This is a genomic window from Micromonospora sp. PLK6-60 (genome assembly GCF_019890675.1).
Classification (GTDB): domain Bacteria; phylum Actinomycetota; class Actinomycetes; order Mycobacteriales; family Micromonosporaceae; genus Micromonospora.
The window spans coordinates 313,298-338,992 of the sequence record NZ_JAIOAA010000003.1 but is presented as its reverse complement, the minus strand read 5'-3'; the positions used below and the strand labels follow the sequence as shown (position 1 = coordinate 338,992).

Here is a 25,695-nt window from a genome sequence, read left to right as displayed (position 1 = left end):
GCCGGCGTCGAGGACGCCGGCCGGAGTGTGTCGGATCAGCTCGGTCAGGATGACTCGCGGGCGGCCGGACCGCTGCCGAAGAGCACGTCGTCCCAGCTCGGCAGCCGCTTGCGCGGCTTACCGGCGGCGTCCGTCGACTCGCTGCCGGTGCCACCGGCGGCGGCCGCCGCCCCCGGGCCCGTCCGGCGCGGCCGGAGCACGGCCAGCGACGGCACGGCCGGGACCTCCTTCGGCGCGTCCGAGTCGTCGTCGAACGCCGACCCGGGACCGCCGCCGAGCAGCGCCGCGGCGCCACCGCCGACGGCCCGCTGCCGGGGCGCGTCCGGGTTGCCGAGCGCGGCCGGGCTGCGGGTGTCGAGACCCCGACCGGACGAGCCGCCGAGCGGCCGGTCCAGCGAGGCGAGCAGGGCGTCCCGCCCGGCCCGGATCGGATCCCGGCCGGGACGCGGCTCGCCGCTCGCCGCGGGCAGGCCGTGCCCACCCCGGCTCGGCTCGCCCCGGGACGGGCCGGGCAGCGCGTGACCGCCCCGCTCCGGCGCCGGCTCCTGGCCGAGGATCGGCGTGGGCCGCTCGGCGCACAGGTATTGCGCCATGTCGTCGTGCGGGGTGACGTGCTGACGGCTCTTGTCCAGATCCCAGACCGCCTGCGCGGTGGCCTTGCCGGACGGCCAGGTGGCGATGATCCGCCAGGTCCCGTCGTCCCGCCGGTAGGCGTCCCAGGAGATCTTCTCGGTGTCGATGCCGTGCTGGGCCAGCCGGCCGTTGACCACCTCGGACAGCGGCGTCGGCTTCTCCGCGCCCTTGAGCCGGGAGCGGCGGGCGTGCTGGGCGAGCATGGCCCGCTCCTGGAGCACCGGGCCGGCGTAGCGGAGCACCCTGTCGACCGGCACGCCGGCGATCCGGGCCACGTCCTCGGCGGACTCGCCCGAGCGGATCTTGGCCTGGATGTCCCGGGGCGACAGCGACGGCGCCGGATCGGTGGCGGCGGGCACCACGGCCAGCGGCGGCGCGCCGGGCTCGGCGTGCATCGCCGAGGCGATCCGTTCGTCGATCGGGAGGGCGAGCAGGCGGCCGACCTCGTCGGCGAGCACCAGGGCCTGGCCGTCCTCGGAGAGGGCGACGAAGCGTACTGGGCGCATAACGTTGCCTCCGTCCCGCTTCGCTGGCCGTCACGCCACGAGCCGGCCACCCGGGCGTCTCGCACCACCGTACGCTCATCTTCGACAAGGTGGGGGATGTGACACCCGGCATGTCGGGACTGAGCTGCGGCGATGATCACGGTGGGTGGTCGCCGGCGCGCCGGCGACCACCCACCGTCACAAGGTGATCAGAGTCGCTCGACCACGTGGTCGATGGACGCGGTCAGCGCCTCCACGTCGGCCGGCTCGACCGCCGGGAAGAGCGCCACCCGCAGCTGGTTGCGGCCCAGCTTCCGGTACGGCTCGGTGTCGACGATGCCGTTGGCGCGCAGCACCTTGGCCACCGCCGCGGCGTCCACCCCCTCGGCGAAGTCGATGGTGGCGACCACGTTGGAGCGCAGCGCCGGGTCGGCCACGAACGGGGTGGCGAACGACGAGCGCTCCGCCCAGCCGTACACGATGCCGGCGCTCTCCGCGGTGCGCTTGGCCGCCCAGGCCAGGCCGCCCTGGGAGTTCATCCAGTCGGTCTGCTCCGCGGCCAGGAAGATGGTGGCCAGTGCCGGGGTGTTGTACGTCTGCTCCAGCCGCGAGTTGTCGATCGCGGTGACCAGGTCGAGGAAGGCCGGGATGTAGCGGCCGGACCCCTTGATCTCGGTGGCCCGCTCCAGCGCGGCCGGCGACATCAGGGCCAGCCAGAGGCCGCCGTCGGAGCCGAAGCACTTCTGCGGGGCGAAGTAGTAGACGTCGGTCTCGCCGACGTTGACGTCCAGCCCGCCGGCGCCGGAGGTGGCGTCGACCAGCAGCAGCGAGCCCTCGTCGGCGCCCGGCACCCGGCTGATCGGCACGGCCACGCCGGTGGAGGTCTCGTTGTGCGGGGTGGCGTAGACGTCCACGCCCGCCTCGGCGACCAGGGCCGGGGCGGTGCCCGGCTCGGACTTGCGGACGGTCGGCTCGCCGAGGAACGGGGCGTCCTTGACCGACTTGGCGAACTTCGCGCCGAACTCGCCGAAGCTGGCGAACTGGGCCCGGTCGCGGACCAGCCCGAAGGTGGCCACCTCCCAGAAGGCGGTGGTGCCGCCGTTGCCGATGACCACCTCGTAGCCCTCCGGGAGGGCGAAGAACTCCGCGATGCCCCGGCGCAGCCGGGCGACCTGGTCGCGGACCGTCTGCTGCCGGTGCGAGGTGCCCAGGTAGCTGGTGGCGACGTCGGCGAGCGCGGAGACCGCCGCCGGACGGACCTTGGACGGCCCGCAGCCGAAGCGCCCGTCGGCGGGCTTGATGTCGTCGGGAATCCGGATGGTCGGTGCGTCAGCCACGGTTGTCTCGATCCTCTCCGCAGGGGCGGGGACGGGCCCTGATGCGGGCACGGATCGACGGCGGGACGCGCGCACCGGGCGCACGGCGGCCGGGATCCGAGCCCGGTCCGGCGGCACTGCCGAGCCCCCATCCTCGCACCCACCACGCCCGCACCGGCCGCCAGCCCACCATCGCGCGATGAGGGATGCGCCACAGGTGGAAGGAGGGTGCCCTTGTTAACGCCTCCTGCATAGCAGGGGCCCCCTGTTAACGCTCGTCCTGCCGCCGCCCGGCATCATCGGGGGCCAGTGGGGGCGGCACCGGGGGAGGGGCCATGGCCGGTCGTGCGGGCGGGGCCGGCCGCCGGGCGCGCCGTAGCCGCCAGGCCCGCCGATCCGGCCCGGCCGCCGGCCCCACCCGCCGGGTACGCCCCCGCGACCTCCGCCGCGCGCGGGCGCGCCGGTTCCGGCTCGCCTGGGGTACGGCGGTCAGCCGCTGGCTCGCCCTGCTCCTCGGCGCCGGCTTCACCGTCGTACTCCTGGTCGTCGCCGCCGTGGAGGCGGACCGGGACCGGCATCTGCTCGCCGCCGACCGGACGGCGCGGGCGACCGTGCTGGCGCACGACGGCAAGGAGGACCGGGTGGCGTTCACCACCGACGGCGGCCGGCGGGTGGAGGCGGTGACCGGCACGTACAGCGGCACCCAGGTCGGGGACGTGATCACGGTGCGGTACCACCCGGCCGACCCGGCCAGCTACGTGATCGACACCCGGGTCCACTTCTGGCCGTTCGTGCTGCCGGTGATCGTGCTGATCGGCGCCGGTTGGCTGGCCGTGGTCAGCTGGCTCTCCTGGCGGGGCGGCTGGCCCTGACCGCGTACGCGGTCGGCGGGTGTTAACAGGGGCCCCCTGCTATGCAGAATGCGTTAACAGGGGGCCCCTCCTTACACCTCAGACGCCGTGGGGGACGGCGCCCCAGCCCTCGACCTCCTGCGGGCGGCGGGGGCCGGGGCCGACGTACCGGGCCGACGGGCGGACCAGCCGCTGGAGCTTCTTCTGCTCCAGGATGTGCGCCGACCAGCCGCCCATCCGGGCGCAGGTGAACATCGAGGTGAACATGTGCGCGGGCACCTCGGCGAAGTCCAGCACCACGGCCGACCAGAACTCGACGTTGGTGGCGAGCACCCGGTCGGGGCGGCGGGCCTGCAACTCGGCCAGGGCGGCCTTCTCCAGCGCCTCGGCGACCTCGAAGCGGGGCGCGCCCAGCTCCTTGGCGGTGCGCCGGAGCACCCGGGCGCGCGGGTCCTCGGCCCGGTAGACCCGGTGGCCGAAGCCCATCAGCCGCTCGCCCCGGTCGAGCACGCTGCGGACGTACCCCTCGGCGTCGCCGCTGCGCTCGACGGCCTCCAGCATGGTCAGCACCCGGGAGGGGGCGCCGCCGTGCAGCGGGCCGGAGAGCGCGCCGATGCCCGACGAGATGCAGGCCGCGGCGTCCGCGCCGGTGGAGGCGACGATCCGGGCGGTGAAGGTGGAGGCGTTCAGGCCGTGCTCGGCGGCCGAGATGAAGTATGCGTCGACGGCCTTGACGTGCCGCGGGTCCGGCTCGCCCCGCCAGCGCTTCATGAACCGCTCGACGATGGTGGTCGCCTTGTCGATCTCCTTCTGCGGTACGGCCGGCAGGCCGAGGCCACGGGCCGACTGGGCGACGAAGGAGAGCGCGGTGACCGATACCCGGGCCAGGTCCTCGCGGGCCTGCTCGTCGGAGATGTCGAGGAGCTGGTTGAGCCCCCAGTACGGGGCGAGCATGGCGACCGCCGACTGCACGTCGACCCGGATGTCACCGGAGTGCACGGGCACCGGGAACGGCTCGGCCGGCGGCAGGCCCGGGCCGAACCGGCCGTCGACCAGCAGCGCCCAGACGTTGCCGAAGGAGACCTGGCCGATCAGATCCTCGATGTCCACGCCCCGGTAGCGCAGCGAACCGCCCTCGCGATCCGGTTCGGCGATCTCGGTCTCGAAGGCGACCACGCCCTCCAGCCCCGGTTTGAAGTCGGCCATCTCGGTTCTCCTGGCTTCTGGCTCGGTGGGCCCGCCGTGCGCTCGTCCCCACCCGGCACCTTAAGCGACCCTCAGGGATGTGTTCGTGCCATCTTGCCTGCTGGGTAACCGAGCGCGCGACCCAGCGCGACTGTGCCGCACGCGACATCCGGTGGGACTGGACGGCGGGCGGCCCTGGGTGAGACTGGTCGGTGCGGCCTGGTCAGGACGGGGACGGCCGGTCGGCGAGAGGGAGCGAGTTGTGACAGGCGACACACCAGGGCCGGCGGGCATGCGCAACGAGTACGCCGACCAGGGTCTTTCCGAGGCCGACCTGGCCCCGGACTGGCCCACCCAGTTCGGCCGCTGGTTCAGCGACGCGGTGGCCGCCGGGCTGCCCGAGCCGAACGCGATGGTGCTCGGCACCGCCGACGCCGCCGGCCGGCCGAGCGGCCGCACCGTGCTGCTCAAGGGGTACGACGCGGCGGGCTTCGTGCTCTTCACCAACCACGGCTCGCGCAAGGGGGTCGAGGCGCTGGCCAACCCCTGGGCGAGCCTGGTCTTTCCGTGGTTCCCGATGCAGCGGCAGGTGGTGGTGGCCGGCCGGATCGCGCCGGTCGACCGGGCCGAGACCGAGGCGTACTTCGCCAGCCGGCCGCGCGGCTCGCAGCTCGGCGCGTGGGCCAGCGCCCAGTCCTCGGTGCTGCCGGACCGGGCCGCGCTGGACGAGGCGTACCGGGCGGTGGTGGAGCGGTTCGCCGGCGTCGACCCGCTGCCGGCCCCGCCGCACTGGGGCGGGTTCCGGGTGCGGCCGGAGACGGTGGAGTTCTGGCAGGGGCGGGCCAGCCGGCTGCACGACCGGCTGCGGTTCCGGCGGGACGGGGACGGCTGGGCCGTCGAGCGGCTGGCCCCGTGACGGCGGTCGAGAAGGCCCGGCCGCGTGGGGCGGGCCGCTGGGCGATCGACGTACGCCCGCTGCGGGTGCCCGCGTTCCGCCGGCTGTGGCTCGGCAACACGGTGGCCATGTTCGGCTTCCAGTTCACCACCGTGGCCGTACCGGTGGAGATGTACGAGCTGACCCGCGACTCGCTCTGGGTCGGCATGCTGGGTGTCGCCGCCTTCGTACCGTTGCTGGTCTTCGGGCTCTGGGGCGGCGCGGTGGCCGACGCCCGGGACCGGCGTCGGGTGCTGCTGGGCGGCTCGGCGCTGCTCTGGTTCTCGGTGCTGGCCCTGCTCGGCCAGGCGCTGCTCGGGGTGGGCAGCCCGGTGCTGCTGCTGGCGCTGGTCGCGGTGCACTCGGTGGCGTTCGCGGTCAGCTCGCCGGCCCGGTCGGCGATCCTGCCCCGGCTGCTCCCGGCCGAGTTGGTGCCGGCCGCCACCACGCTGAACTACACCACCTTCACCGCCGCATCGGTCTTCGGTCCGCTCGCCGCCGGCCTGGTCTTCGCCGTCGCCGGCACCGGGACCGGCCTGCCGCTGGCGTACGCGATGGACGCCGTGCTCTTCACCGGCCTGGTGGTGGCGACCGTCCGGCTGCCGGCGATGCCGCCGGCGCCGCCCGCCGAGGGCGAGCTGAGCCGGGGCGGGCTGGCCGGCATCGTGGACGGGTTCCGCTATCTGGTCACCACGCCGATCCTGATGCTCTCCTTCGTGATCGACCTGATCGCGATGATCCTGGCCATGCCCCGCGCGCTCTTCCCGGAGATCGCCGACGAGCGATTCGGCGGTGGGGCGGCGGTCGGCTGGCTGTTCAGCGCGATCGCCATCGGGGCGATGCTCGGCGGGCTGACCAGCGGCTGGATCGGCCGGCTGCGCCGGCAGGGGCTGGCCCTGGTGGTGGCCGTGCTGGGCTGGAGCGCGGCGATCGCGGTGGCCGGGCTGGCGCACCGGCTCTGGCTGATGGTGGTGCTGCTCGCGGTGGCGGGCGCCGCCGACCTGGTCAGCGCGGTGCTGCGGCAGTCGATCCTGCTGGTGCACGCGCCGGACCGGATGCGCGGCCGGCTCCAGGGGGTGAACACGGTGGTGGTGGCGGGCGGGCCACGCCTGGGCGATCTGCGCGCCGGCACCGCGGCGGCGTTCGGCGGGGCCGGGTTCGCCTGGGTCAGCGGCGGGCTGATCGCCGGGGCGTTGACGCTGCTGCTCGCGGCGGCCTTCCCGACCCTGCGCCGCTACCGGTCCGTCCGGGCCGCCGACCGCGACTGAGCCGCCGACGTTAGGAGGGGGCCCTTGTTAACGTGCCCGCGTTAACAAGGGCCCCCTCCTTACACTGAGCGCATGGACAATTCGCCGCGCCCGCCGTCCGGGACACAGTGGACCATCTCCGCCGCCGGGCACGAGGCGGTCATCGTCGAGGTGGGCGGCGGGGTCCGCACGTACCAGTACGACGGCGTCGACCGCCTCGACGGGTACGACATCGACGAGATCTCCCCCGGCTTCGCCGGTCACCCGCTGGCCCCCTGGCCGAACCGGATCCGGGACGGGGCGTACACCTTCGGCGGGCGGTCGTTGCAGCTCGACCTGACCGAGCCGCCCCGGCACAACGCCATCCACGGGCTGGTCGCCTGGGTGCCCTGGCGGGCCGTCGAGGAGGCCGCCGACGCGGTGACCGTGGAGTACGAGCTGCCGCCGACCCCGGGCTACCCGTGGGCGCTGCGGCTGCGTACCCGGTGGAGCGTGGGCGCGGACGGGCTGCGGGCCGACCACGAGGCGACGAACCTCTCCGCCGAGCCGGCGCCGTTCGGCTTCTCCGTGCACCCGTACCTGCGGGTGCCCGAGGTGCCGGTGGAGGAGATCTCGATGCGGGTGCCGGGGCGGACCCGGCTGCTGCTGGACTCCCGGCTGCTGCCGATCGGCGCCACCGAGGTGGCCGGCACCGAGTACGACTACACCGAGCCCCGCCGGATCGGCGACGCGGTGCTGGACATGGCCTTCGGCCAGGTGGAGCGGGACGACGACGGCGGCTCGGCGGTGCAGTTGGCCGGGCCGGGCGGCGCCGGCGCGGTGGAGATCTGGGCGGACCGGGAGTTCGGCTGGTGGCAGGTCTTCACCGGGGACACGCTGACCGGCCCGCGCTACCGCCGGTCGATCGCGGTGGAGCCGATGACCTGCCCGGCGGACGCGTTCCGCTCCGGCAAGGACCTGATCGTGCTGGCCCCCGAGCAGACCTGGCGGGGCAGCTGGGGCGTGCGGCCGATGGCGGCCTGAGGCGTGGAGTTCGCCGAGGTGGTCCGGCGGCGCCGGATGGTGCGCAACTACGACCCGGACCGCCCGGTCCCGCCGGAGGTGGTGGACCGGTTGCTGGCGCACGCGGTCCGGGCGCCGTCGGCCGGCTTCGCGCAGGGCTGGGGCTTCCTGGTGCTGGAGGAGCCGGCGGACCGGGACCGGTTCTGGGCCGCCGCGACGCCGGAGGGCGGGGGCCGGGAGCGCTGGCTGGCCGGGATGCGCCGGGCCCCGCTGATCGTGGTGCCGCACGCCAACCGCGCCGCCTACCTGGAGCGGTACGCCGAGCCGGACAAGGGCTGGGCGGACCGCTCGACCGAGCGCTGGCCGGTGCCCTACTGGTTTGTCGACACCGGCTTCGCCGCCCTGCTGATGCTGCTCACCGCCGTGGACGAGGGGCTGGGGGCGTGCTTCTTCGGCGTTCCGCCGCAGCGGATCGAGGCGTACCGGGAGGCGTTCGGCGTGCCGGCGGAATATCAGCCGATCGGCGCGGTCACCGTCGGCTACCGTGCACCGGACCACCGGTCACCGTCGCTGCGGCGGGGGCGCCGCCCGGTGGACGAGGTGGTCCACCGGGGGCGGTGGAGCTGACCCGTCCCGCTCGGCGGATTCGAACGGCGTCCGGTGGGGTACCGACGGTGACGAAAGCGACATGAGGGAGCAAAAAACGGTGTGGCGAGGGCGGTTACGCTGGCACGGTCATCGGTGCCGCGCCGTGCGGCACCACGGCGCGACCCGGCTCCGCGCCGTGGGTCGGTCCGTACGCGGGGAGGGGAGCGTGCCGTGATTTTCCGAGCGGTCCGGGACGGGCGTCCCTACCCGGAGCACAACTACACCCTCAAGCAGTGGGCGGAGATCCCGCCGCGCCCGCTGCGGCTGGATCAGCTGATCACCACCAAGCGGGAGTTGGCGCTGGACAAGCTGCTCGCCGAGGACTCGACCTTCTACGGCGACCTCTTCCCGCACGTGGTGCAGTGGAACGGCGGCCTCTACCTGGAGGACGGCCTGCACCGGGCGCTGCGGGCGGCGTTGCAGCAGCGCAACCAGATCCACGCCCGGGTGCTGGTGCTCGGCGCGGCGGCGGAGTGACCCCGCGCTGAGGCTTCGTTAAGGTGAGCCGCATGAGCCCTCTGGACCTGCTGGACATCGACGCGTCGCTGGGCGAGGAGGAGCGCCAGATCCGGTCCGTCGTGCGCCGGCTGGTCGACGACCGGGTACGCCCGCACGTCGCCGGCTGGTACGAGAGCGGCCAGGTCCCGGCGCGCGAACTGGCCGTGGAGTTCGGCAAGCTCGGCCTGCTCGGCATGCACCTGACCGGATACGGCTGCGCCGGCGCGTCCGCCGTCGCCTACGGGCTGGCCTGCCTGGAGCTGGAGGCCGGCGACTCCGGCGTCCGCTCGCTGGTCTCGGTGCAGGGCTCGCTGGCCATGTACGCGATCTGGCGGTACGGCAGCGAGGAGCAGAAGCAGCGCTGGCTGCCCGCCATGGCGGCCGGCGAGGCGATCGGCTGCTTCGGGCTGACCGAGCCGGACCACGGCTCCGACCCGGCCTCGATGGCCACCCGGGCCCGCCGGGACGGCGACGACTGGATCCTCACCGGCGGCAAGATGTGGATCACCAACGCGCCGATCGCCGACGTCGCGGTGATCTGGGCCCGCACCGACGAGGGGGTACGCGGCTTCGCCGTACCCATGGACACGCCGGGGGTGGCGGCGCGCGAGATCCGGCACAAGATGTCCCTGCGCGCGTCGGTGACCGGCGAGATCACCCTGGACGACGTGCGGCTGCCGGCCGACGCCCGGCTGCCCGAGGCGGTCGGCCTGAAGGCGCCGCTGGGCTGCCTCACCGAGGCCCGGCACGGCATCGTCTGGGGCGCGCTCGGCGCGGCCCGCGACTGCCTGGAGACCGCTTTGTCGTACGCGGGCACCCGCACCCAGTTCGGCCGGCCGATCGCCGGCTTCCAGCTCACCCAGGCGAAGTTCGCCGACATGGCGGTGGAGTGGAACAAGGGCCTGCTGCTGGCGCTGCACCTGGGCCGGCTGGCCGACGCCGGCACGCTGCGCCCGGCGCAGGTCAGCGTGGGCAAGCTGAACAACGTCCGGGAGGCCCTGGAGATCGCCCGGCAGTGCCGGACGATCCTCGGCGCGAACGGCGTCTCCGCCGAATACCCGGTCATGCGGCACGCCAACAACCTGGAGAGCGTGCTCACCTACGAGGGCACCTCCGAGATCCACCAGCTGGTCATCGGGCAGACCCTCACCGGCCTGTCCGCGTTCGCCTGACCTGCGGATTCACCCGTTCGGGTCGCTCGCCGCGCGGGTGTCGCACGGTGGCCTTACCGTCATCTTCAGTCGATGTGTCTGACGAGGACGGTGAGGGCGATGGCCCGCGACGGTGAGATCAACGAGCCGACCAGGGAGTTTCCGGAATATCCGACCGGCACCGCCCTGACCGGCCGGCTGGACGGTCCGGGTGAGCCCCCGGCCGGTGGGCCCGGCGGTCCGGACGCGCCGCCGCCGGGCCCGCGCGGCCCGGGGGCGCCCACCCGGGGGCTGCTCTGGGTGCTCGGCGCGGCGGCGCTGGTGATGGTGGCGCTGATCGCCACCCAGGCGACCGGCCTCTTCCCGAGCTTCCGTAACCCGTTCGCCGAGCAGCAGACCGACCGCAGCCAACCGCCGCTGCTGAAGTCGATCCAGGACCTGAGCCGCTACGTCGCGGCGGAGGGCAACTTCCAGGTGGTGGTGGACACCCAGAAGGACCGGGCCAACGTGCCCGACTTCCTGCTCAACGAGCGCACCCTCTTCGTCGGGGCCGGCAGCGTCGAGGCGTACGTCGACTTCGCCAAGATCTCCGAGGGGGCGATCACCGAGTCGGCCGACAAGAAGTCGGTGGAGATCAAGCTGCCCGCGCCGCAGCTCGGCGAGACCAACCTCGACCTGGACAAGAGCTACGTCTTCGCCGAGCAGCGCGGCCTGCTCAACCGCCTCGGCGACCTGGTCGGCAACGACCCCAACCGGCAGCAGCAGGTCTACAAGCTCGCCGAGGACCGGATCTCCAAGGCGGCGCGGGACAGCGGGCTGGCCCAACGCGCCGAGGAGAACACCCGCAAGATGCTCGAGGGGCTGCTGCGCTCCCTCGGCTACGAGAAGGTCACCGTCACCTACACCGCCCCCTGACGGCCGGCCGGAACGGCACCGCCCGCCCCCGAAAGCTGCGGGGCGGGCGGCGCGGGCGGGACGACGCCGCCCGTCCGATGGCCCGTGGGGGCCTGCGGGGCGGGCGGCGCGGCACGCAGGTCAGTAGCGGGCGGCGTAGCGCTCCTCGTTGGGCATCAGCACCCAGAGCACCAGGTAGACGATGACCTGCGTGCCGGGCAGCAGCAGGGACAGCACGAACAGCAGCCGGATCAGGTTGGCCGACATGCCGAAGCGGAGGGCCAGGCCGGCGCAGACACCGGCAAGCACGCGCCCCTGGCGGGGCCGGAACAGTTTGCGACTCATCGTCGTACTCCCACTCTGCGGCGATCCGCCGCGCTGAGCTCAACGGTAGGCAGCGGCGGCCACCTCGCCCTCCGTCTCCGGGCGGATCCGGTGGCCCCGTACCCGTAGGGAAGTACCCGGGCGGGCCCGATCCGACGCCTGCCGCCCGCTCGCCCGTCGCGGCCGGGCCGTCGGCCGCGGCGGGGCGTGCCGGGCGGCCCGGGCGGGTACCGGGACCGGGGAGGTAGGCTCGCCGGTCGGGCCGGCCACACCCCGGACGGCTCCGACACCGCCCCGACCAGGGCGGTCGTGACCCGGGCCGGTTTCCGCACGACGGGGACGGCGGCGAGGAAAGTGCACCCATGATCAGTGTTTTCGACCTCTTCAGCGTCGGCATCGGGCCGTCGAGCTCACACACCGTGGGCCCGATGCGCGCCGCCCGGACCTTCGTGGCCGGCCTCAAGGCCGACGGGCTGCTCAGCGGCACCGCGCGGGTCCGCGCCGAGCTGTTCGGCTCGCTGGGCGCCACCGGGCACGGCCACGGCAGCGACCGGGCGGTGCTGCTCGGGCTGGAGGGCGAGGCGCCGGAGACCGTCGACACCGACTCCGTCGGCCCGCGGGTGGCCCGGATCCGCGCCGAGCGGCGGTTGGTTCTGCTCGGCGCGGAGGAGATCGACTTCGACCCGGACCGGGACCTGGTGCTGCACCGCCGCCGCTCGCTGCCGTACCACCCGAACGGGATGACCTTCGCGGCGTACGACGGGACCGGCGCCGAGCTGCGCGTCCGGACGTACTACTCGGTGGGTGGCGGTTTCGTGGTCGACGAGGCGGCGGCCGGCGCGGACCGGATCAAGCCGGACACCACTGCGGTCCGGCACCCGTTCTACACCGGCGCCGAGCTGCTCGACGTGACCTCCGCGACCGGGCTGTCGATCAGCGAGGTGATGCTGGCCAACGAGCGGTCCTGGCGGACCGAGGGCGAGATCCGGGCCGGCCTGCTGGAGATCTGGCGGGTGATGCGGGAGTGCGTCGCGCAGGGCTGCGCGCGCGACGGGGTGCTCCCCGGCGGGCTGAAGGTCCGCCGGCGCGCCGCCGAGCTGCACCGGAGCCTGACGGCGGAGGTCGACTCGACCGACCCGCTGCGGGCGATGGACTGGGTGACGCTGTTCGCCCTGGCGGTCAACGAGGAGAACGCGGCCGGCGGGCGGGTGGTCACCGCGCCGACCAACGGCGCGGCCGGGATCATTCCGGCGGTCCTGCACTACTACACCCGGTTCGTCCCGGGCGCCTCCGACGACGGGGTGGTGCGCTTCCTGCTGGCCGCCGGCGCGATCGGCGTGCTGTTCAAGGAGAACGCCTCGATCTCCGGCGCCGAGGTCGGCTGCCAGGGCGAGGTCGGCTCGGCCTGCTCGATGGCCGCCGCAGGGCTGGCCGAGGCGCTGGGCGGCACGCCGGAGCAGGTGGAGAACGCCGCCGAGATCGGCATGGAGCACAACCTCGGGCTGACCTGCGACCCGGTCGGCGGGCTGGTGCAGATCCCGTGCATCGAGCGCAACGCGGTGGCGAGCATCAAGGCGATCACCGCCGCCCGGCTGGCGCTGCGCGGCGACGGGGTGCACCACGTGTCGCTGGACAAGGTCATCAAGACCATGCGGGAGACCGGCGCCGACATGAAGATCAAATACAAGGAGACCGCGCGGGGCGGCCTCGCGGTTAACGTGATCGAGTGCTGACCCTCCGTAGATAGAACGCCCTGATCAGCCCGCTTGTCGTACGCTCACGCCGCGCGTTCAGGTAACAACTCCGTCACCTGTGGAACATGGCACGTTTACCCGATGTGCGGATCCAATGATCCTGGTCACAGTCAATCGCGGGTTCGGTCGACAAGGTGCGGGGAGGGGCAGCGGCGTGACCACCGTGGCGCTCAAGGATGTCACCAAGGTGTTCCAGGACGGAACGCTGGCGGTTGACACCGTCAATCTCGACGTCAACGACGGCGAGTTCATGGTGCTGCTCGGCCCTTCGGGCTGCGGCAAGTCGACAGTGCTGCGGATGGTCGCCGGGCTGGAGGATCCGACGGCCGGGGCGGTCATGCTCAACGGCGAGGTCGCCAACGACCTGCCGCCGCGGGACCGCGGCATCGCCATGGTCTTCCAGGACTTCGCCCTCTATCCACACATGACGGTGGGGGACAACATCGGCTTCCCGTTGCGGCTGGCCGGAGTCGAGCCCAACCCGCGCGGCGAGCGGATCCAGGACGTGGCCGCCGCGCTCGGCATCGGGGACGTGCTCGGCCGCAAGCCCAGCCAGCTCTCCGGCGGGCAGCGCCAGCGGGTCGCGATGGGCCGGGCGATCGTGCGGCGCCCCGGCCTGTTCCTGATGGACGAGCCGCTGTCCAACCTGGACAGCGGGCTCCGCGCCGAGCTGCGGGCGGAGATCTCCGGCCTGACCCGCGAGCTGGGGGTGACCACCATCTACGTCACCCACGACCAGGCCGAGGCGCTGACCATGGCCGACCGGGTCGCCATCATGCGCAAGGGCGTGCTCCAGGACGTCGGCACCCCCACCCAGGTCTACGGCCGGCCGGCCACCCTCTACGTCGCCGCCTTCCTCGGCAGCCCCCGGATGAACCTGCTGGAGGCGTCCGTCTACGTGCACCTGGACCGGTACGTCACGCTCACCCTCGGCGAGCAGGCGCTCTACCTGCCCTGGGACGACATCCGCAGCCGCGCCGTGGCGCATTACCACGGCGAGCGGATCGTGGTCGGGATGCGGGCCGAGGCGCTCACCCCGGTCGCCCCGGACGCCCCGGGCGACGTGCTCCAGGGCCGGATCCGCTACCTGGAGCACCACGGTCACGAGTCGCTGGCCTTCCTCGACATCGGCGCCACCGCGGTGATGGTCGACGAGATGGCCGGCACGGCGGAGGAGGGCGCGCCCGGCCAGCGTGGCCTGCGCCGCTTCGGGCAGGTGATGCAGCGGCTCGCCGGCCGGCCGGTGGAACCCGGGACGGAGGCGGCGCCGGTGACCGGCGGCCGGACCAGCGTGCTGCCCGACCCGGGGCGGCACCACCGCCGCCCGGCCGAACTGGCGGTCCGGCTGGCCCCGTACCCGGCGGTGTCGGCGGGGCACTCGCTGGCCATCCAGGTCCGGATGGACGCGCTGCACTTCTTCGACGAGCGCGGCGACCGCATCGACGTCGGCTGGCGCTGAGGTGCAAGGAGGGTGCCCTTATTAACGCCTCCGGTATAGGAAGGGCCCCCTGTTAACACCCGTCGGTTGGCGCGGGTGGCGGGCGGCGGTGCGCGCCCCAGGCGACGAAGCGCGCGAACATGTCGGTGGGCGACGGCGCGTCGGCGGCGTTGAGCCGGTAGAGGTCGCGCGTGGCCTCGTAGAGCAGCCCGCACAGATAGATCGACAGGCCGATCCGGTTGTCCGCGTACTCCGGTGAGCTGCGCCGGCTGCGTGCCGAGGCCGGGCTGACCCAGGAGGCGCTGGGCGAGCGGGTGAGCTATTCGGCCTCGCTGGTGGCGGCCGTCGAGCAGTGCCGCCGCCCGCCGCGCGCCGAGTTCACCGAGCGCTGCGACGAGGTGCTGAACGGCGGCGGCCTGCTGGTCCGCATCCGGGACGCGCTGGTGCAGGAGGCGCTGATGCCGTGGTTCCGCGAGTGGGTGTCCATCGAGCAGGAGGCAACCGCGCTGCGTAGTTTCGAGCCGCTGGTCGTCCCGGGCCTGTTGCAGACCGAGGCGTACGCCCGCGCGCTGTATGAGGGCGCCGCGCAGCTCGTCGGCGAGGCGATCGAGCAGCCGCTGGCGGCCCGGCTGGCCCGGCAGGCGGTGCTGGACCGGCCCGCGCCGCCGCAGTTCGTGGTGGTGCTCGACCACTCGGTGCTGGCCCGCCCGGTCGGCGGCCCGAAGGTGATGCGCGAGCAGTTGGAACACCTCATCGAGATCGGCCGCCGGCCCCGGGTGCACCTGCACCTGGTGCCGGAGACGGTCGGCGCCTATCCGGGGCTCAACGGCGCATTCGTGCTCGCCACCCCGCCCGACGGCGACGACCTGGGCTACCTGGATAACCAGTTGCACGGCTCCATCGTGGAGCGGACGGTGGACATAAACTCGCTGCGGCAGACCTGGGAGTCCGTCCGCGCGGAGGCGATGCCGCACGGGGCGACCCTGGCGGCGATCTCGGAGGCGGCGAAACGATGGAGCTGACCGGCGCGACCTGGCGCACGAGCACCCGCAGCAGCGGCAATCAGGGCAACTGTGTCGAGGTGGCGGACAACCTGCCCGACGTGGTGGGGGTCCGCGACAGCAAGGACCGGCAGGGGCCGGTGCTGACCTTCACGCCGGCGAGCTGGGCGGCGTTCGTCGCGCACACCAAGCGCGCCGGGTAGGACATGGGGCGCTGCGTCCCGAACGGTAAGTGCGGATCACCGGCATGTCCCAATGTCTCTTACTTGGGGTCACGCCTGCCGAATTTCGGGCTCAATGTCTCTTATCAAGAGACATTGAGACACCGGATCGCCGCCGACGTGGCCCGTGACCGCAGACTGCTTCGCCTTGCCCACTAGGTTACCGCCGAGTAGCGTTCGGTCATGACCATCGACTCTCGCCAGGTGGCGGCCGGTCTCCTCGAAGCGGTGCCGTTCGCCCGTACGCTCGGAATCGAATTCGTCGAGGTCGCGCCCGAAGCCGACGGCGGCGTCCGGGCCGTGGTCCGGCTCCCCGACGACTCGGCGCACCACAACCACGTGGGCGGCCCGCACGCCGGGGCCATGTTCACGCTGGGGGAGACCGCCTCCGGCGCGGTGGTGCTGGCCGCCTTCGGGCAGGTGCTCGACCGGGCCGTACCGCTGGCCGTGACCGCGACCATCAGCTACCGCAAGGTGGCGATGGGGCCGGTGCTGGCCACCGCCCGGCTCGGCCGCGCCCCCGCCGAGGTGCTGGCCGAGCTGGACGCCGGGCAGCGGCCCGAGTTCCCGGTCGAGGTGGAGATCGGCACCGAGGACGGCACCGTCACCTCGGCGCTCACCGTCACCTGGACGCTACGCCCGAACCGCTGACCGGCCTCGCCGGCCCATCCGGCTCGCGCGATCGGCCCACTTGCGGCACATGGGGCCATCCCAGCCGCCCGATGGGCCAACTTGCGGCACGTGGGGCCGTCCTGGCCGCCTGCCGGGCCGGCCTGCGGTACGTGGGGCCGTCGCGGCGCCCGAGGGGCCTCTTGCGGCACGTGGGGCCGTCCTGGCCGCCTGACGGGCCGGCTTGCGGCACGTGGGGCCGTCGCGGCACCCGACGGGCCCTCTTGCGGCACGTGGGGCCGTCCCGGCCGCCCGAGGGGCCGGCTTGCGGCATGTGGGGCGGTCCAGGCCGCCGGTGGGGCCGTCCCGGCCGCCCGAGGGGCCGGCTTGCGGTACGTCGGCCTGTCCCGGGCACGCGGCTGCCTGACACGCCGGCGATTCGCGTTTGCCTGGTGATCCGCCTGGATAGATTCAGGCAATGCTGGGCCTACCCGCGCACGTGACCGCCTGTCTCTTCGACCTGGACGGTGTGCTGACGCAGACCGCCAAGGTGCACAACGCCGCCTGGGCCGAGACGTTCGACGCGTTCCTGCGGCAACGGTCGGCGGAAACCGGCGAGCCGTTCCGCCCGTTCGACCCCGGGCCCGACTACAACCATTACGTGGACGGCAGACCGCGCGCCGACGGGGTGCGCTCATTCCTGGCCTCACGTGGCATCACGCTGCCCGAGGGCTCGCCGGACGACCCGCCGGAGGCGGACACCGTCAACGGCCTCGGCAACCGCAAGAACGTCGTCCTGCTCCAGCGGATCGAGCACGACGGGGTCGAGGCGTACGCCGGCTCGGTGCGCTACCTGGAGGCGGCGACCCGGGCCGGGTTGCGCCGGGCGGTCGTTTCGGCCAGCGCCAACTGCGCCGCCGTGGTGCACGCCGCGGGGCTGGACCACTGGCTGGAGGCGCGGGTCGACGGGGTGGTCGCCCGCGAGCGCGGGCTGCGCGGCAAGCCGCACCCGGACACCTTCCTTGCCGGCGCGCAGCTGCTCGGCGTCGACCCGGCGCACGCCGCCGTCTTCGAGGACGCCCTGGCCGGGGTGGCGGCCGGCCGCGCCGGCGACTTCGGGTACGTGGTCGGGGTGGACCGGGTCGGCCAGGCGGAGGCGCTGCGCGAGCACGGCGCGGACGTGGTGGTCACCGACCTCGCCGAGCTGCTAAACGGGGCGGCGCGGTGATCCGGGAACGGGCCTATCCCGTCGAGCCGTGGCACGTCCGGGAGACCCGGCTCGACATGGACGTGCTGGCCCAGTCCGAGTCGGTCTTCGCGCTCTCCAACGGGCACGTCGGGCTGCGCGGCAACCTCGACGAGGGCGAGCCGCACGGCCTGCCCGGCACCTACCTGAACTCCTTCTACGAGCTGCGCCCGCTGCCGTACGCCGAGGCGGGCTTCGGCTTCCCCGAGTCCGGCCAGACCATCGTCAACGTCACCAACGGCAAGCTGATCCGGCTGCTGGTCGACGACGAGCCGCTCGACGTCCGGTACGGCGAACTCGTCTCCCACGAGCGGATCCTCGACCTGCGCGCCGGCACCCTGCACCGGGAGCTGCACTGGCGCTCCCCGGCGGGCCGGGACGTCAAGGTACGCAGCACCCGGCTGGTGTCGTTCACCCAGCGCTCGGTGGCCGCCATCCACTACGAGGTGGAGGCGGTCGACGGCCCGCTGCGGCTGATCCTCCAGTCCGAACTGGTGGCCAACGAGACCCTGCCGGCGCAGAGCCGGGACCCGCGGGTCGCGGCGGTGCTGGAGTCGCCGTTGCAGGCCGAGGAGGAGCTGACCACCGACGACGGTGGGCTGCTGATCCACCACACCAAGGTCAGCGGCCTGCGGGTGGCCGCCGCGATGGCGCACGACGTGCACGGCCCGGAGCGCACCACCATCGAGTCCGAGGGGTACGAGGACTGGGTGCGGACCACCGTCGGCTGCGTGCTCAAGCCCGGCGAGAAGCTGCGGGTGGTCAAATACCTCACGTACGGCTGGTCCAGCCGGCGGTCGCTGCCGGCGCTGCGCGACCAGGTCGGCGCGGCGCTGGCCGCGGCCCGGCTGGACGGCTGGGACGGGCTGCGCCGGGCCCAGCGGGAATACCTGGACACCTTCTGGGACGCCGCCGACGTGCGGGTGGAGGGCGACCCGGAGGTGCAGCAGGCCGTCCGGTTCGGGCTGTTCCACGTGCTCCAGGCCGGCGCCCGGGCGGAGCGCCGGCCGATCTCCGCCAAGGGCCTGACCGGGCCCGGGTACGACGGTCACGCGTTCTGGGACACCGAGATGTTCGTGCTGCCGGTGCTCACCTACACCCAGCCCACGGCGGCCCGGGACGCGCTGTACTGGCGATATTCGATCCTCGACCAGGCGCAGGAACGGGCCCGGACGTTGAACCTGCACGGCGCGGCGTTCCCCTGGCGGACCATCGAGGGGCCGGAGTCCTCGGCATACTGGCCGGCCGGCACCGCCGCGTTCCACGTGGCCGCCGACGTCGCCGACGCCCTGCGGCGATACCTGCTGGTCACCGCCGACGAGGGGCTGGAACGGGAGATCGGCCTGGAGCTGCTGGTGGAGACCGCCCGGCTGTGGCGGTCGCTGGGCCACCACGACCGGTGGGGCCGGTTCCACATCGACGGGGTGACCGGGCCGGACGAATACACCGCCGTGAAGAACGACAACATCTACACCAACCTGATGGCCCAGCGGAACCTGCTCACCGCCGCCGACCTGGCCATGCGTCACCGGGACCAGGCGCTCGACCTGGGGGTGAGCGAGGAGGAGGCCGCCGCGTGGCGGGACGCGGCGCACTCCATGCACATCCCGTACGACGAGGGCCTCGACGTGCACCAGCAGGTGGAGGGCTTCACCCGGTTGCAGGAGTGGGACTTCGAGGGCACGCCGGCCGAGAAATACCCACTGCTGCTGCACTACCCGTACTTCGACCTCTACCGCAAGCAGGTGGTCAAGCAGGCCGACCTGGTGCTGGCCATGCACTGGCGGGGGGACGCCTTCACCCCCGAGCAGAAGGTCCGCAACTTCAACTACTACGAGCGCCGGACGGTCCGTGACTCGTCGCTGTCCGCCTGCACTCAGGCGGTGATGGCGGCCGAGGTGGGCCACCCGGAGCTGGCCCACCGCTATCTGCGCGAGGCCGCGCTGATGGACCTGCACGACCTCAACGAAAACACCCGCGACGGGGTGCACATGGCGTCTCTGGCCGGGGCGTGGATCGCCCTGGTGGCGGGCTTCGGCGGGCTGCGCGACCACGACGGCACCCTGTCGTTCTCACCCCGGCTCTCCAGCCGGCTGAGCCGGTTGGAGTTCTCGTTGCAGTGGCGGTCCATGCGGCTGCGGGTCGACGTGCGGCCGCACCAGACGACGTACGCGCTGCGCAACGGCGGGCCGGACACGGTCATCGAACTGCGCCACCACGGCGAGACCATCCGGGTCACCAGCGCCCAGCCGGTCACCGTGCCCGTGCCGCCGGCCGCGCCGTCCGGCCCGTCGCCGGAACAGCCACCCGGCCGGGAACCGCTGCTGCGGCTCCCGGAGAACCGGGTCTGACGGCGGGCCACCGTCCGGCCCACCCCGACGTGCAGTTCGGGCCGGCGGCGCCGGCCGGTCAGAACTGGCGGCCGTTGGACGGGCGGCCCGCGGCGTCGCGCGGGGCCGTCGTCCGCGGATCGTCGGCGGTACGCGCCTGCGCCGCCTCGTCCGCCCAGTCGCGGCTGCGTTCGGCGTCCTGTTCGCGGCGTTCCGGCTCGGCGGTCTGGCGTCGGGACCTGTCGTGCTGCTGAGCCATGGCGATCCTCGCGATCGTCTCGGGGCGCGGCTGCGCCGTTCGGTACCGTCGCCTTCCCGATCGGCCCCCCGACAAACGACCGGCGTCAGCCGGCGAGGTGCCGGCGCAGCACCTCCCGGAACTGGTTCTTCGGGCGGGCGCCGACGACCCGGTCGACCACCTCACCGGCCCGGAACACCAGCAGCGTCGGTATCGAAAGCACGGCGTACGCCCGGGTGGTGCCCGGGTTCTCGTCGGTGTTGAGGGCGGTGAAGCGCATCGCCCCGTCGAACTCCACCGCCAGTTCGGTGAGCGTCCGGGAGATCGCGCGGCAGGGTGGGCACCACTCCGCCCAGAAGTCGACAAGCACCGGCCGGTCGGCGGCCAGCACGGTGGCCGCGAAGGTGTCGTCGGTGACCGTGGTCAGTCCGGTCGTCGCCGAGTTCTGAGGCATCGTTCCTCCCGATAGGTGATGGCGCGGGCGAGCTGTTCCCGCAACTGCTGGCGGACGCCGCCGAGGCGGTCGAGGTAGGCGTCCACCTCGGCGAGCTTGCGCCGCAGCACGGCCACCGAGTCCGGGCAGACGTCCCCGGAGCTGTGCCCGGCCCGCAGGCAGGCCACGAACGGGCGGATGTCGGCCAGGTCGAAGCCGACCGCGAGCAGGGCCCGGATCTCGTGCACCACCCGCAGCTCGGCCTCGTCGTACACCCGGTAGCCGTTGGCGGAGCGACGCGGCCGGACCAGCCCGTGCGTCTCGTAGTAGCGCAGCGTCCGGGTGCTGGTGCCGGCCCGCGCCGCCAGTTCGCCGATCAGCATCGGACCTCCTCGTGGCGTTCCGGAGCCGACGGTAGACCTTGCCGCCGGTGTCAAGGCAACAGGTGAGCCGGGCGGTCCCCGGGGTATGCGGTGCGGGTCGGGCGTACGCCCGAAAGTTGCGGAGGTCGGAGATGGAGACGCGGGAGGCGCTGATCCCGGTGGCCGGGGACGGGCTCCCCGCGGACCTGGTGATCCCGGACGACCCGGTGGGCGTGGTGCTCTTCGCGCACGGCAGCGGCAGCTCCCGGCACAGCCCGCGCAACACGGCGGTGGCCCGGACGCTGCACGAGCGGGCCCTGGCCACCGTGCTGGTGGACCTGTTGACCGAGGAGGAGGACCGGGTGGACGCCCGGACCGCCGAGCTGCGGTTCGACATCCCGATGCTCGGCGACCGGCTCTCCGCGATCATCGACTGGATGTGCGGCGCGTCGGAGGTCGCGCCACTGCCGGTGGGTCTCTTCGGCGCCAGCACCGGAGCCGCCGCCGCGCTGGTGGCCGCGGCCGCCCGTCCGGACCGGGTGGGCGCGGTGGTGTCCCGGGGCGGCCGGCCGGATCTCGCCGGCGCCGCCCTGCCCCGGGTGAAGGCGCCGACGCTGCTGCTGGTCGGCGGGTTGGACGAGCAGGTGATCACGCTCAACGAGCAGGCGATGACCCAGCTGAGCGACGCCGCGGAGCTGCGGATCATCGCTGGCGCGACGCACCTCTTCGAAGAGCCGGGCACCCTGGAGCGGGTGGCCGCCGACGCGGCCGCCTGGTTCGCCCTGCACCTGCCGCGCTGACGCCCGCCGCCCGGCCGGCGCCCCCGCCGCGGCAGCGCCCGCCGCAGCCGTCCCCGTCCCCGCCGCCCCCGCTGCAGCCGCGCTCGCCGCAGGTCCGTCGCCGCAGGTGCGCCCGCCGCAGCCGCGCCCGCCGCAGGTGTTAAGCGGGGGCCCCTGCTATGCAGATTGCGTTAATAGGGTGCCCCTGCTTCGCGGTGGCGCTGGACGGTGTCGACGATGCGGTAGGCGACGGCGGCGATCGGCACCGAGACGAAGGCACCGGCGATGCCGGCGATCAGCGTGCCGGCGGTGACCACCACGAGGACGACCGCCGGGTGCAACTGCACCTGCCGCTTCATGATCAGCGGCTCCAGCAGGTTGCCCTCGATCTGCTGTACGGCGATGACCGCGGCCAGCACCAGCAGCGCGGTGGTGGGGCCCTTGGCAGCGAGGGCGACCAGCACCGCCACCGCGCCGGCCACCGTCGCACCGATGATCGGCACGAAACCGCCGAGGAAGGTGATCAGCGCCAGCGGCAGGGCCAGCGGCACACCGAGCAGCACCAGGGCCAGGCCGATCCCGATCGCGTCGATCGCCGCGATGATCATCGTGCCCCGGCTGTACGAGCCGAGCGTCCGCCAGCCCACCCGGCCCGCCTCAGCCGCCGTCGACCGGTTCGGGCCGGTCATCCGGCGCAGCACCCAGTGCCACATCGACCGGCCGTCCTTGAGCATGAAGAAGAGCAGCACCAGAGCGAGCAGCACGGAACCGACCACCTCGGCGGCGGTCCGCGCCCCGCCCACCGGGTCCGGCGCGCTGCCGCTCAACCCGTCGCGGACCTGCCGCACCAGCTTGTCCAGCTGGGCGTCGGTGACCGGCAGCGTCGAGGTGACGAACTCCCGGCTGCGCTGCAATCCCTCGTCGAGCTGCTGGGTCAGCTCGCCGAACTGGCTGGCGGTCAGGTTCCACACCAGCACGCCCACCCCGACCAGGATGCCCAGCAGCAGCAGGACGGTGAGCAGCGCGGCGAGGGCCGCCGGCACGCGCCACCGGCGCAGCCGGACCAGCACCGGGTCGAGCAGGGCGGCGAGGAAGAGCGTCACCGCCACCGCCACCGCCAGCGGGGCCAGCAGCACGGCGACCCGGCCCAGCACCCAGAGGGCGAACACCACCACCAGGACGCAGGCGCCCCACGTCACCGCCGTCCGGACCAGCCAGGGCAGTCCCGCCCAGGCCTGCCGGGGGCCCGCCGGACGCTCAGCGCCCGCCGTCGTCGCGGGCGATCGCCCGTCACCGTCATCGACCACGTCGACCCTCCTAGGTGTCGGCGGGCTCCGTACCCCATGCCGACGCCCGCGACACCCGCCCGGCGCACGGTCCGTCGTGGCGGCGGCCCGGCGAGGGCGTTTGCCGGGTGGGGGCGGGGGAACGCAGCAACCAGGACCGAATGAGGGAGATGCGACATGAGTGACTTCATGGACCGGGCCAAGGACTTCGCCGACCAGCACGACAAGCAGGTCGACCAGGGCATCGAGAAGGCCGGCGAGCAGGCCGACCGGCGCACCGGCGGCAAGTACGACCAGCAGATCGACAAGGGCGTGGACATGGCCCAGCGACGCACCGGCGAGGGCGACACCGGTAACCGGTGACGCGTACGTGAGGGGTCCCGGGCCGTTCCCATGGCCCGGGACCGTCCGTCCGCGCCCCCGTTGCCGCTCAGCCGGGGTAGCGCGCCCCGTTGACGTTGACGCGCAGCGAGTAGAGCGAACTGGAAGCGCAGATGTAGAGGTGGTTGCGCTTCGGGCCGCCGAAGGTGAAGTTGGCGACCACCTCCGGCAGGTGCAGCTTGCCGAGCAGTGTCCCGTCCGGGTCGAAGCAGTGCAGGCCGTCGTGCGCGGCGACCCAGACCCGCCCGGCGTCGTCGAGGCGTACGCCGTCGAATGAGCCGGCGTCGCAGGTGGCGAAGACCTCCCCGTCGCGCAGTGTGCCGCCCTCGGTCACGGCGAAGCGGCGTAGGTGCTTGGCCCGGGTGTCCACCACGTACAACCGCGACTCGTCCGGGCTGAAGGCGAGCCCGTTGGGCTGCCCGAAGTCGTCGGCGACCAGCCGTACCTCCCCGTCGTGCGGGTCGACCCGGTAGACGTGGTTGCCGCCGATCTCGCTCTCGGCGCGGTGCCCCTCGTAGTCGCTGTCGATGCCGTAGCTGGGGTCGGTGAACCAGATCGACCCGTCGGAGTGCTCGACCACGTCGTTCGGGCTGTTCAGCCGGCGACCCCGACAGCGCTCGGCCAGCACCGTGTCGCGGCCGTCGGGCTCGGTGCGGGTGACCCGCCGGTTGCCCTGCTCGCAACTGACCAGCCGGCCGCGCCGGTCCACGGTGTGCCCGTTGGCGTAGCCGGCGGGCTGGCGGAACACGCCGACCGCCCCGGTCGTCTCGTCCCAGCGCAGCAGGCGGTCGTTGGGGATGTCGCTGAAGACGAGGTGCCGCCCGGCCGGGAACCAGGCCGGCCCCTCCAGCCAGCGTCCGCCGGTCCACAGGCGCTCCACCCACTCGTCGCCGTTCACCCGCCGGAACCGCTCGTCCGCCACTTCGAACCTGGTCCTGAACCGATCCATGCTGACCGCCCTCACCGCTGATTGTGGTTCGGAGATAAGCTAACATTGCCAAACAAGAATCAGTCGTTGGGGTTGTTGGCCGAATCGGAGGGGGCGACCATGGATGACCTGGACCGGGGGTTGCTGGCCGCGCTGCAACGGGACGCGACCCAGTCGTACGCGGCCCTCGCCGCCGCCGTGGGGCTCTCGACCGCGGCCGCCCACGACCGCGTACGCAAGCTGCGCGAACAGGGGATCATCCGGCGGACCACGGTCGACGTGGACCCGGCCGCCGTCGGTCGCGGCGTGCTCGCGTTCGTGCTGGTGGAGGCGAACGCCTGGATGGGGGACCGGCCCACTCGGGAAGCCCTCGTCGCGCTGGACGAGGTCGAGGAGGCGCACGTGATCGCCGGCCCCGCCTCGCTCCTGGTGAAGATCCGGGTGGGCACCACCGAGCAGCTACAAGCCAGCCTGCGCCGGCTGTTCGAGGTGGACGGCGTCACCGGCACGCAGACCGTGGTGGTGCTGGAGTCGTTCTTCGAACGGCCCCCGCATCCGTACCCGGCAGGTGAGCCGGCCACCCGGTGAGCGACGACGCCCGCCCCGGGCCAATCGTCACCCGTCGGCGGCGGGGAGGCTGCCCAGCAGGCGGGTCACCGCGATCTCGATGACCACCCGGTGCGGGTTGGGCCGTGGCTGCCGGTACCGCTCGGCGTACCGGCGTTCGGCCTCGGCCACCGCCGCCGGATCCGTGCCCAGCGCCGCCCGCCCCTCCACGGTCAGCCACCACCGCCCGTCGACCTGGCAGACCGCGACCGGTGCCCCGTCGCCGCCGGCCGCCGCCACGTGCCGCGCCTTGGCCGAGCCGGCCGACGTGATCACCCGGGCCAGCCCGGCGGCGGCGTCGAAGGTGACCCCGACCGGCACCACGTGCGGGGTGCCGTCCGCCCGTAGCGTGGTCAGCGTGCCGAGGTGCCGCGCCCGGAAGAACGCGGTGACCCGGGGGTCGTCTGCCGCCAGCCGGTGATCGCCCGCCATGTCCCGTCCCCCGTCCGTCCGCCGGATCTCCGAATCGGACCGATCATGGCACGGGCCGCCGGAGCCGGCCCGGTTCCGGCGGGGACCCGGGGCGCTCGGGCAGGCCACGATCGGCGCGGCGTTGACGGGCCAGCCGGGTCAGATAGATCAGGGCGGCGGCGAGCACGCCCAGGTCGTCCAGGTAGATCGGGTCCGGCAGCACGTCCACCGGGAAGATGGCGTAGATCAGCGCGCCGTAGAAGGCGACCTTGCCGCCGACCCCCAGTGTGCCGAGCATCCGCCGGGTGCGGACCACCCGGATCGCCAGCAGCACCGCGCCCACCAGGGCCGCGACCAGCACGATCCCGGCGAGTACGAGCAGCGGCCAGGTCGGGCGGTCCATGTCCGCCACGGTAACCGAGCCACGACCCGCCCGCCGGGTCCACCCGCATCGCGCGGTCCGGTGGCCGGCTTCGGCCATCCGCAGGCGAGGGGAACCCGACC

Annotated in this window: 29 protein-coding genes; 18 read left to right on the top strand and 11 right to left on the bottom strand. The window is 73.5% G+C overall.

Going from position 1 to position 25,695, the window contains the following annotated elements:
* Positions 1-44 precede the first annotated feature (44 nt).
* A complete protein-coding gene (gene sepH, locus K7640_RS07890) occupies positions 45-1,139 on the bottom strand; it encodes a septation protein SepH (RefSeq protein ID WP_222954048.1) in 1,095 nt (364 codons plus the stop codon).
* 188 nt (positions 1,140-1,327) lie between these two features.
* Positions 1,328-2,455: a phosphoserine transaminase gene (gene serC / locus K7640_RS07885; RefSeq protein ID WP_222954047.1), complete on the bottom strand. Its 1,128-nt coding sequence runs from the start codon at positions 2,453-2,455 to the stop codon at positions 1,328-1,330.
* Between the two features lie 314 nt (positions 2,456-2,769).
* Between serC and K7640_RS07880 the strand changes: the two genes are divergently transcribed.
* Complete coding sequence (locus K7640_RS07880; protein ID WP_222954046.1) at positions 2,770-3,306, top strand: DUF3592 domain-containing protein; 537 nt, start codon at positions 2,770-2,772, stop codon at positions 3,304-3,306.
* A 78-nt stretch (positions 3,307-3,384) separates the two neighbouring features.
* Here the strand turns inward: K7640_RS07880 and K7640_RS07875 are convergent, their stop codons facing one another.
* Positions 3,385-4,491: a citrate synthase 2 gene (locus tag K7640_RS07875; protein ID WP_222954045.1), complete on the bottom strand. Its 1,107-nt coding sequence runs from the start codon at positions 4,489-4,491 to the stop codon at positions 3,385-3,387.
* Positions 4,492-4,762: 271 nt separating this feature from the next.
* Here K7640_RS07875 and pdxH point away from each other — a divergent pair, with 271 nt between their 5' ends.
* The 7 genes from pdxH (at position 4,763) to K7640_RS07840 (ending at position 10,865) form a co-directional block, all read left to right on the top strand.
* Positions 4,763-5,386, top strand: coding sequence for a pyridoxamine 5'-phosphate oxidase (gene pdxH / locus K7640_RS07870; protein ID WP_222954340.1), 624 nt, complete (start codon positions 4,763-4,765; stop codon positions 5,384-5,386).
* Entirely contained in the window at positions 5,383-6,672 is a 1,290-nt protein-coding gene (locus tag K7640_RS07865) for an MFS transporter (RefSeq protein WP_222954044.1), read from the top strand. Before pdxH ends, K7640_RS07865 begins: the two co-directional genes overlap by 4 nt.
* A gap of 72 nt (positions 6,673-6,744) precedes the next feature.
* Positions 6,745-7,674: an aldose 1-epimerase family protein gene (locus K7640_RS07860; protein WP_222954043.1), complete on the top strand. Its 930-nt coding sequence runs from the start codon at positions 6,745-6,747 to the stop codon at positions 7,672-7,674.
* A 3-nt stretch (positions 7,675-7,677) separates the two neighbouring features.
* Complete coding sequence (locus K7640_RS07855) at positions 7,678-8,280, top strand: nitroreductase family protein (RefSeq protein WP_222954042.1); 603 nt, start codon at positions 7,678-7,680, stop codon at positions 8,278-8,280.
* Between the two features lie 192 nt (positions 8,281-8,472).
* Positions 8,473-8,778, top strand: a complete 306-nt coding sequence (locus K7640_RS07850) for a type II toxin-antitoxin system VapB family antitoxin (RefSeq protein ID WP_222954041.1) — start codon at positions 8,473-8,475, stop codon at positions 8,776-8,778.
* Between the two features lie 32 nt (positions 8,779-8,810).
* On the top strand, positions 8,811-9,971 hold the full coding sequence (locus K7640_RS07845; protein WP_222954040.1) for an acyl-CoA dehydrogenase family protein: 1,161 nt from the start codon (positions 8,811-8,813) through the stop codon (positions 9,969-9,971).
* 99 nt (positions 9,972-10,070) lie between these two features.
* Positions 10,071-10,865 (top strand): DUF4230 domain-containing protein, encoded by a 795-nt coding sequence (locus K7640_RS07840; protein WP_222954039.1) that lies wholly within the window; start codon positions 10,071-10,073, stop codon positions 10,863-10,865.
* Between the two features lie 120 nt (positions 10,866-10,985).
* On the opposite strand, the gene K7640_RS07835 is transcribed toward K7640_RS07840, so the two are convergent.
* Entirely contained in the window at positions 10,986-11,189 is a 204-nt protein-coding gene (locus K7640_RS07835; RefSeq protein ID WP_222954038.1) for a PspC domain-containing protein, read from the bottom strand.
* Positions 11,190-11,530: 341 nt separating this feature from the next.
* Between K7640_RS07835 and K7640_RS07830 the strand changes: the two genes are divergently transcribed.
* The 7 genes from K7640_RS07830 to K7640_RS07800 all read left to right on the top strand — a co-directional run bounded on the left by K7640_RS07830 (position 11,531) and on the right by K7640_RS07800 (position 19,788).
* Entirely contained in the window at positions 11,531-12,901 is a 1,371-nt protein-coding gene (locus tag K7640_RS07830; protein ID WP_222954037.1) for an L-serine ammonia-lyase, read from the top strand.
* Positions 12,902-13,076: 175 nt separating this feature from the next.
* Positions 13,077-14,381: an ABC transporter ATP-binding protein gene (locus tag K7640_RS07825; RefSeq protein ID WP_222954036.1), complete on the top strand. Its 1,305-nt coding sequence runs from the start codon at positions 13,077-13,079 to the stop codon at positions 14,379-14,381.
* Between the two features lie 218 nt (positions 14,382-14,599).
* Positions 14,600-15,382 carry a helix-turn-helix transcriptional regulator gene (locus tag K7640_RS07820; protein WP_255608367.1) on the top strand — a complete coding sequence of 261 codons (783 nt, stop codon included), beginning with the start codon at positions 14,600-14,602 and terminating at the stop codon, positions 15,380-15,382.
* Entirely contained in the window at positions 15,373-15,564 is a 192-nt protein-coding gene (locus K7640_RS07815; RefSeq protein ID WP_222954035.1) for a DUF397 domain-containing protein, read from the top strand. Before K7640_RS07820 ends, K7640_RS07815 begins: the two co-directional genes overlap by 10 nt.
* 201 nt (positions 15,565-15,765) lie before the next feature.
* Entirely contained in the window at positions 15,766-16,233 is a 468-nt protein-coding gene (locus K7640_RS07810; protein ID WP_222954034.1) for a DUF4442 domain-containing protein, read from the top strand.
* Between the two features lie 436 nt (positions 16,234-16,669).
* A complete protein-coding gene (locus tag K7640_RS07805; protein ID WP_222954033.1) occupies positions 16,670-17,419 on the top strand; it encodes an HAD family phosphatase in 750 nt (249 codons plus the stop codon).
* Positions 17,416-19,788: a glycoside hydrolase family 65 protein gene (locus tag K7640_RS07800; protein WP_222954032.1), complete on the top strand. Its 2,373-nt coding sequence runs from the start codon at positions 17,416-17,418 to the stop codon at positions 19,786-19,788. Before K7640_RS07805 ends, K7640_RS07800 begins: the two co-directional genes overlap by 4 nt.
* A gap of 58 nt (positions 19,789-19,846) precedes the next feature.
* Here the strand turns inward: K7640_RS07800 and K7640_RS07795 are convergent, their stop codons facing one another.
* The 3 genes from K7640_RS07795 to K7640_RS07785 all read right to left on the bottom strand — a co-directional run bounded on the left by K7640_RS07795 (position 19,847) and on the right by K7640_RS07785 (position 20,821).
* Positions 19,847-20,026, bottom strand: coding sequence for a hypothetical protein (locus tag K7640_RS07795; protein WP_222954031.1), 180 nt, complete (start codon positions 20,024-20,026; stop codon positions 19,847-19,849).
* 85 nt (positions 20,027-20,111) lie between these two features.
* Positions 20,112-20,459 (bottom strand): thioredoxin, encoded by a 348-nt coding sequence (gene trxA, locus K7640_RS07790; RefSeq protein WP_305072203.1) that lies wholly within the window; start codon positions 20,457-20,459, stop codon positions 20,112-20,114.
* Entirely contained in the window at positions 20,429-20,821 is a 393-nt protein-coding gene (locus tag K7640_RS07785; RefSeq protein WP_222954030.1) for a MerR family transcriptional regulator, read from the bottom strand. Before K7640_RS07785 ends, trxA begins: the two co-directional genes overlap by 31 nt.
* A 131-nt stretch (positions 20,822-20,952) precedes the next feature.
* On the opposite strand from K7640_RS07785, the gene K7640_RS07780 reads away from it, so the two are divergent.
* Positions 20,953-21,600, top strand: a complete 648-nt coding sequence (locus tag K7640_RS07780) for a dienelactone hydrolase family protein (RefSeq protein ID WP_222954029.1) — start codon at positions 20,953-20,955, stop codon at positions 21,598-21,600.
* A 170-nt stretch (positions 21,601-21,770) separates the two neighbouring features.
* Here the strand turns inward: K7640_RS07780 and K7640_RS07775 are convergent, their stop codons facing one another.
* The gene (locus K7640_RS07775; protein ID WP_222954028.1) at positions 21,771-22,886 is read right to left on the bottom strand and encodes an AI-2E family transporter; all 1,116 of its coding nucleotides are present in this window, start codon (positions 22,884-22,886) and stop codon (positions 21,771-21,773) included.
* Between the two features lie 156 nt (positions 22,887-23,042).
* Here K7640_RS07775 and K7640_RS07770 point away from each other — a divergent pair, with 156 nt between their 5' ends.
* Complete coding sequence (locus tag K7640_RS07770) at positions 23,043-23,228, top strand: antitoxin (protein ID WP_222954027.1); 186 nt, start codon at positions 23,043-23,045, stop codon at positions 23,226-23,228.
* Positions 23,229-23,295: 67 nt separating this feature from the next.
* Here the strand turns inward: K7640_RS07770 and K7640_RS07765 are convergent, their stop codons facing one another.
* Positions 23,296-24,195 carry an SMP-30/gluconolactonase/LRE family protein gene (locus K7640_RS07765; RefSeq protein WP_222954026.1) on the bottom strand — a complete coding sequence of 300 codons (900 nt, stop codon included), beginning with the start codon at positions 24,193-24,195 and terminating at the stop codon, positions 23,296-23,298.
* A 99-nt stretch (positions 24,196-24,294) separates the two neighbouring features.
* On the opposite strand from K7640_RS07765, the gene K7640_RS07760 reads away from it, so the two are divergent.
* Entirely contained in the window at positions 24,295-24,762 is a 468-nt protein-coding gene (locus K7640_RS07760) for an Lrp/AsnC family transcriptional regulator (protein ID WP_222954025.1), read from the top strand.
* A gap of 27 nt (positions 24,763-24,789) precedes the next feature.
* On the opposite strand, the gene K7640_RS07755 is transcribed toward K7640_RS07760, so the two are convergent.
* Positions 24,790-25,212: a TIGR03618 family F420-dependent PPOX class oxidoreductase gene (locus K7640_RS07755; protein ID WP_222954024.1), complete on the bottom strand. Its 423-nt coding sequence runs from the start codon at positions 25,210-25,212 to the stop codon at positions 24,790-24,792.
* A 43-nt stretch (positions 25,213-25,255) separates the two neighbouring features.
* Positions 25,256-25,594, bottom strand: a complete 339-nt coding sequence (locus K7640_RS07750; protein ID WP_222954023.1) for a YkvA family protein — start codon at positions 25,592-25,594, stop codon at positions 25,256-25,258.
* Positions 25,595-25,695 lie beyond the last annotated feature (101 nt).

What these genes read in the sequence shown, in the direction of transcription:
- K7640_RS07805 (WP_222954033.1), top strand. Translation starts at nt 16,670, where the DNA reads ATGCTGGGCCTACCCGCGCACGTGACCGCCTGTCTCTTCGACCTGGAC.
- K7640_RS07770 (WP_222954027.1), top strand. Translation starts at nt 23,043, where the DNA reads ATGAGTGACTTCATGGACCGGGCCAAGGACTTCGCCGACCAGCACGAC.
- K7640_RS07765 (WP_222954026.1), bottom strand. Translation starts at nt 24,195, where the DNA reads ATGGATCGGTTCAGGACCAGGTTCGAAGTGGCGGACGAGCGGTTCCGG.
- K7640_RS07875 (WP_222954045.1), bottom strand. Translation starts at nt 4,491, where the DNA reads ATGGCCGACTTCAAACCGGGGCTGGAGGGCGTGGTCGCCTTCGAGACC.
- K7640_RS07860 (WP_222954043.1), top strand. Translation starts at nt 6,745, where the DNA reads ATGGACAATTCGCCGCGCCCGCCGTCCGGGACACAGTGGACCATCTCC.
- K7640_RS07785 (WP_222954030.1), bottom strand. Translation starts at nt 20,821, where the DNA reads ATGCTGATCGGCGAACTGGCGGCGCGGGCCGGCACCAGCACCCGGACG.
- K7640_RS07755 (WP_222954024.1), bottom strand. Translation starts at nt 25,212, where the DNA reads ATGGCGGGCGATCACCGGCTGGCGGCAGACGACCCCCGGGTCACCGCG.
- K7640_RS07750 (WP_222954023.1), bottom strand. Translation starts at nt 25,594, where the DNA reads ATGGACCGCCCGACCTGGCCGCTGCTCGTACTCGCCGGGATCGTGCTG.
- K7640_RS07810 (WP_222954034.1), top strand. Translation starts at nt 15,766, where the DNA reads ATGACCATCGACTCTCGCCAGGTGGCGGCCGGTCTCCTCGAAGCGGTG.
- K7640_RS07795 (WP_222954031.1), bottom strand. Translation starts at nt 20,026, where the DNA reads ATGGCTCAGCAGCACGACAGGTCCCGACGCCAGACCGCCGAGCCGGAA.
- K7640_RS07830 (WP_222954037.1), top strand. Translation starts at nt 11,531, where the DNA reads ATGATCAGTGTTTTCGACCTCTTCAGCGTCGGCATCGGGCCGTCGAGC.
- sepH (WP_222954048.1), bottom strand. Translation starts at nt 1,139, where the DNA reads ATGCGCCCAGTACGCTTCGTCGCCCTCTCCGAGGACGGCCAGGCCCTG.
- K7640_RS07845 (WP_222954040.1), top strand. Translation starts at nt 8,811, where the DNA reads ATGAGCCCTCTGGACCTGCTGGACATCGACGCGTCGCTGGGCGAGGAG.
- K7640_RS07780 (WP_222954029.1), top strand. Translation starts at nt 20,953, where the DNA reads ATGGAGACGCGGGAGGCGCTGATCCCGGTGGCCGGGGACGGGCTCCCC.
- pdxH (WP_222954340.1), top strand. Translation starts at nt 4,763, where the DNA reads ATGCGCAACGAGTACGCCGACCAGGGTCTTTCCGAGGCCGACCTGGCC.
- K7640_RS07760 (WP_222954025.1), top strand. Translation starts at nt 24,295, where the DNA reads ATGGATGACCTGGACCGGGGGTTGCTGGCCGCGCTGCAACGGGACGCG.
- K7640_RS07880 (WP_222954046.1), top strand. Translation starts at nt 2,770, where the DNA reads ATGGCCGGTCGTGCGGGCGGGGCCGGCCGCCGGGCGCGCCGTAGCCGC.
- trxA (WP_305072203.1), bottom strand. Translation starts at nt 20,459, where the DNA reads ATGCCTCAGAACTCGGCGACGACCGGACTGACCACGGTCACCGACGAC.
- K7640_RS07815 (WP_222954035.1), top strand. Translation starts at nt 15,373, where the DNA reads ATGGAGCTGACCGGCGCGACCTGGCGCACGAGCACCCGCAGCAGCGGC.
- K7640_RS07835 (WP_222954038.1), bottom strand. Translation starts at nt 11,189, where the DNA reads ATGAGTCGCAAACTGTTCCGGCCCCGCCAGGGGCGCGTGCTTGCCGGT.
- K7640_RS07840 (WP_222954039.1), top strand. Translation starts at nt 10,071, where the DNA reads ATGGCCCGCGACGGTGAGATCAACGAGCCGACCAGGGAGTTTCCGGAA.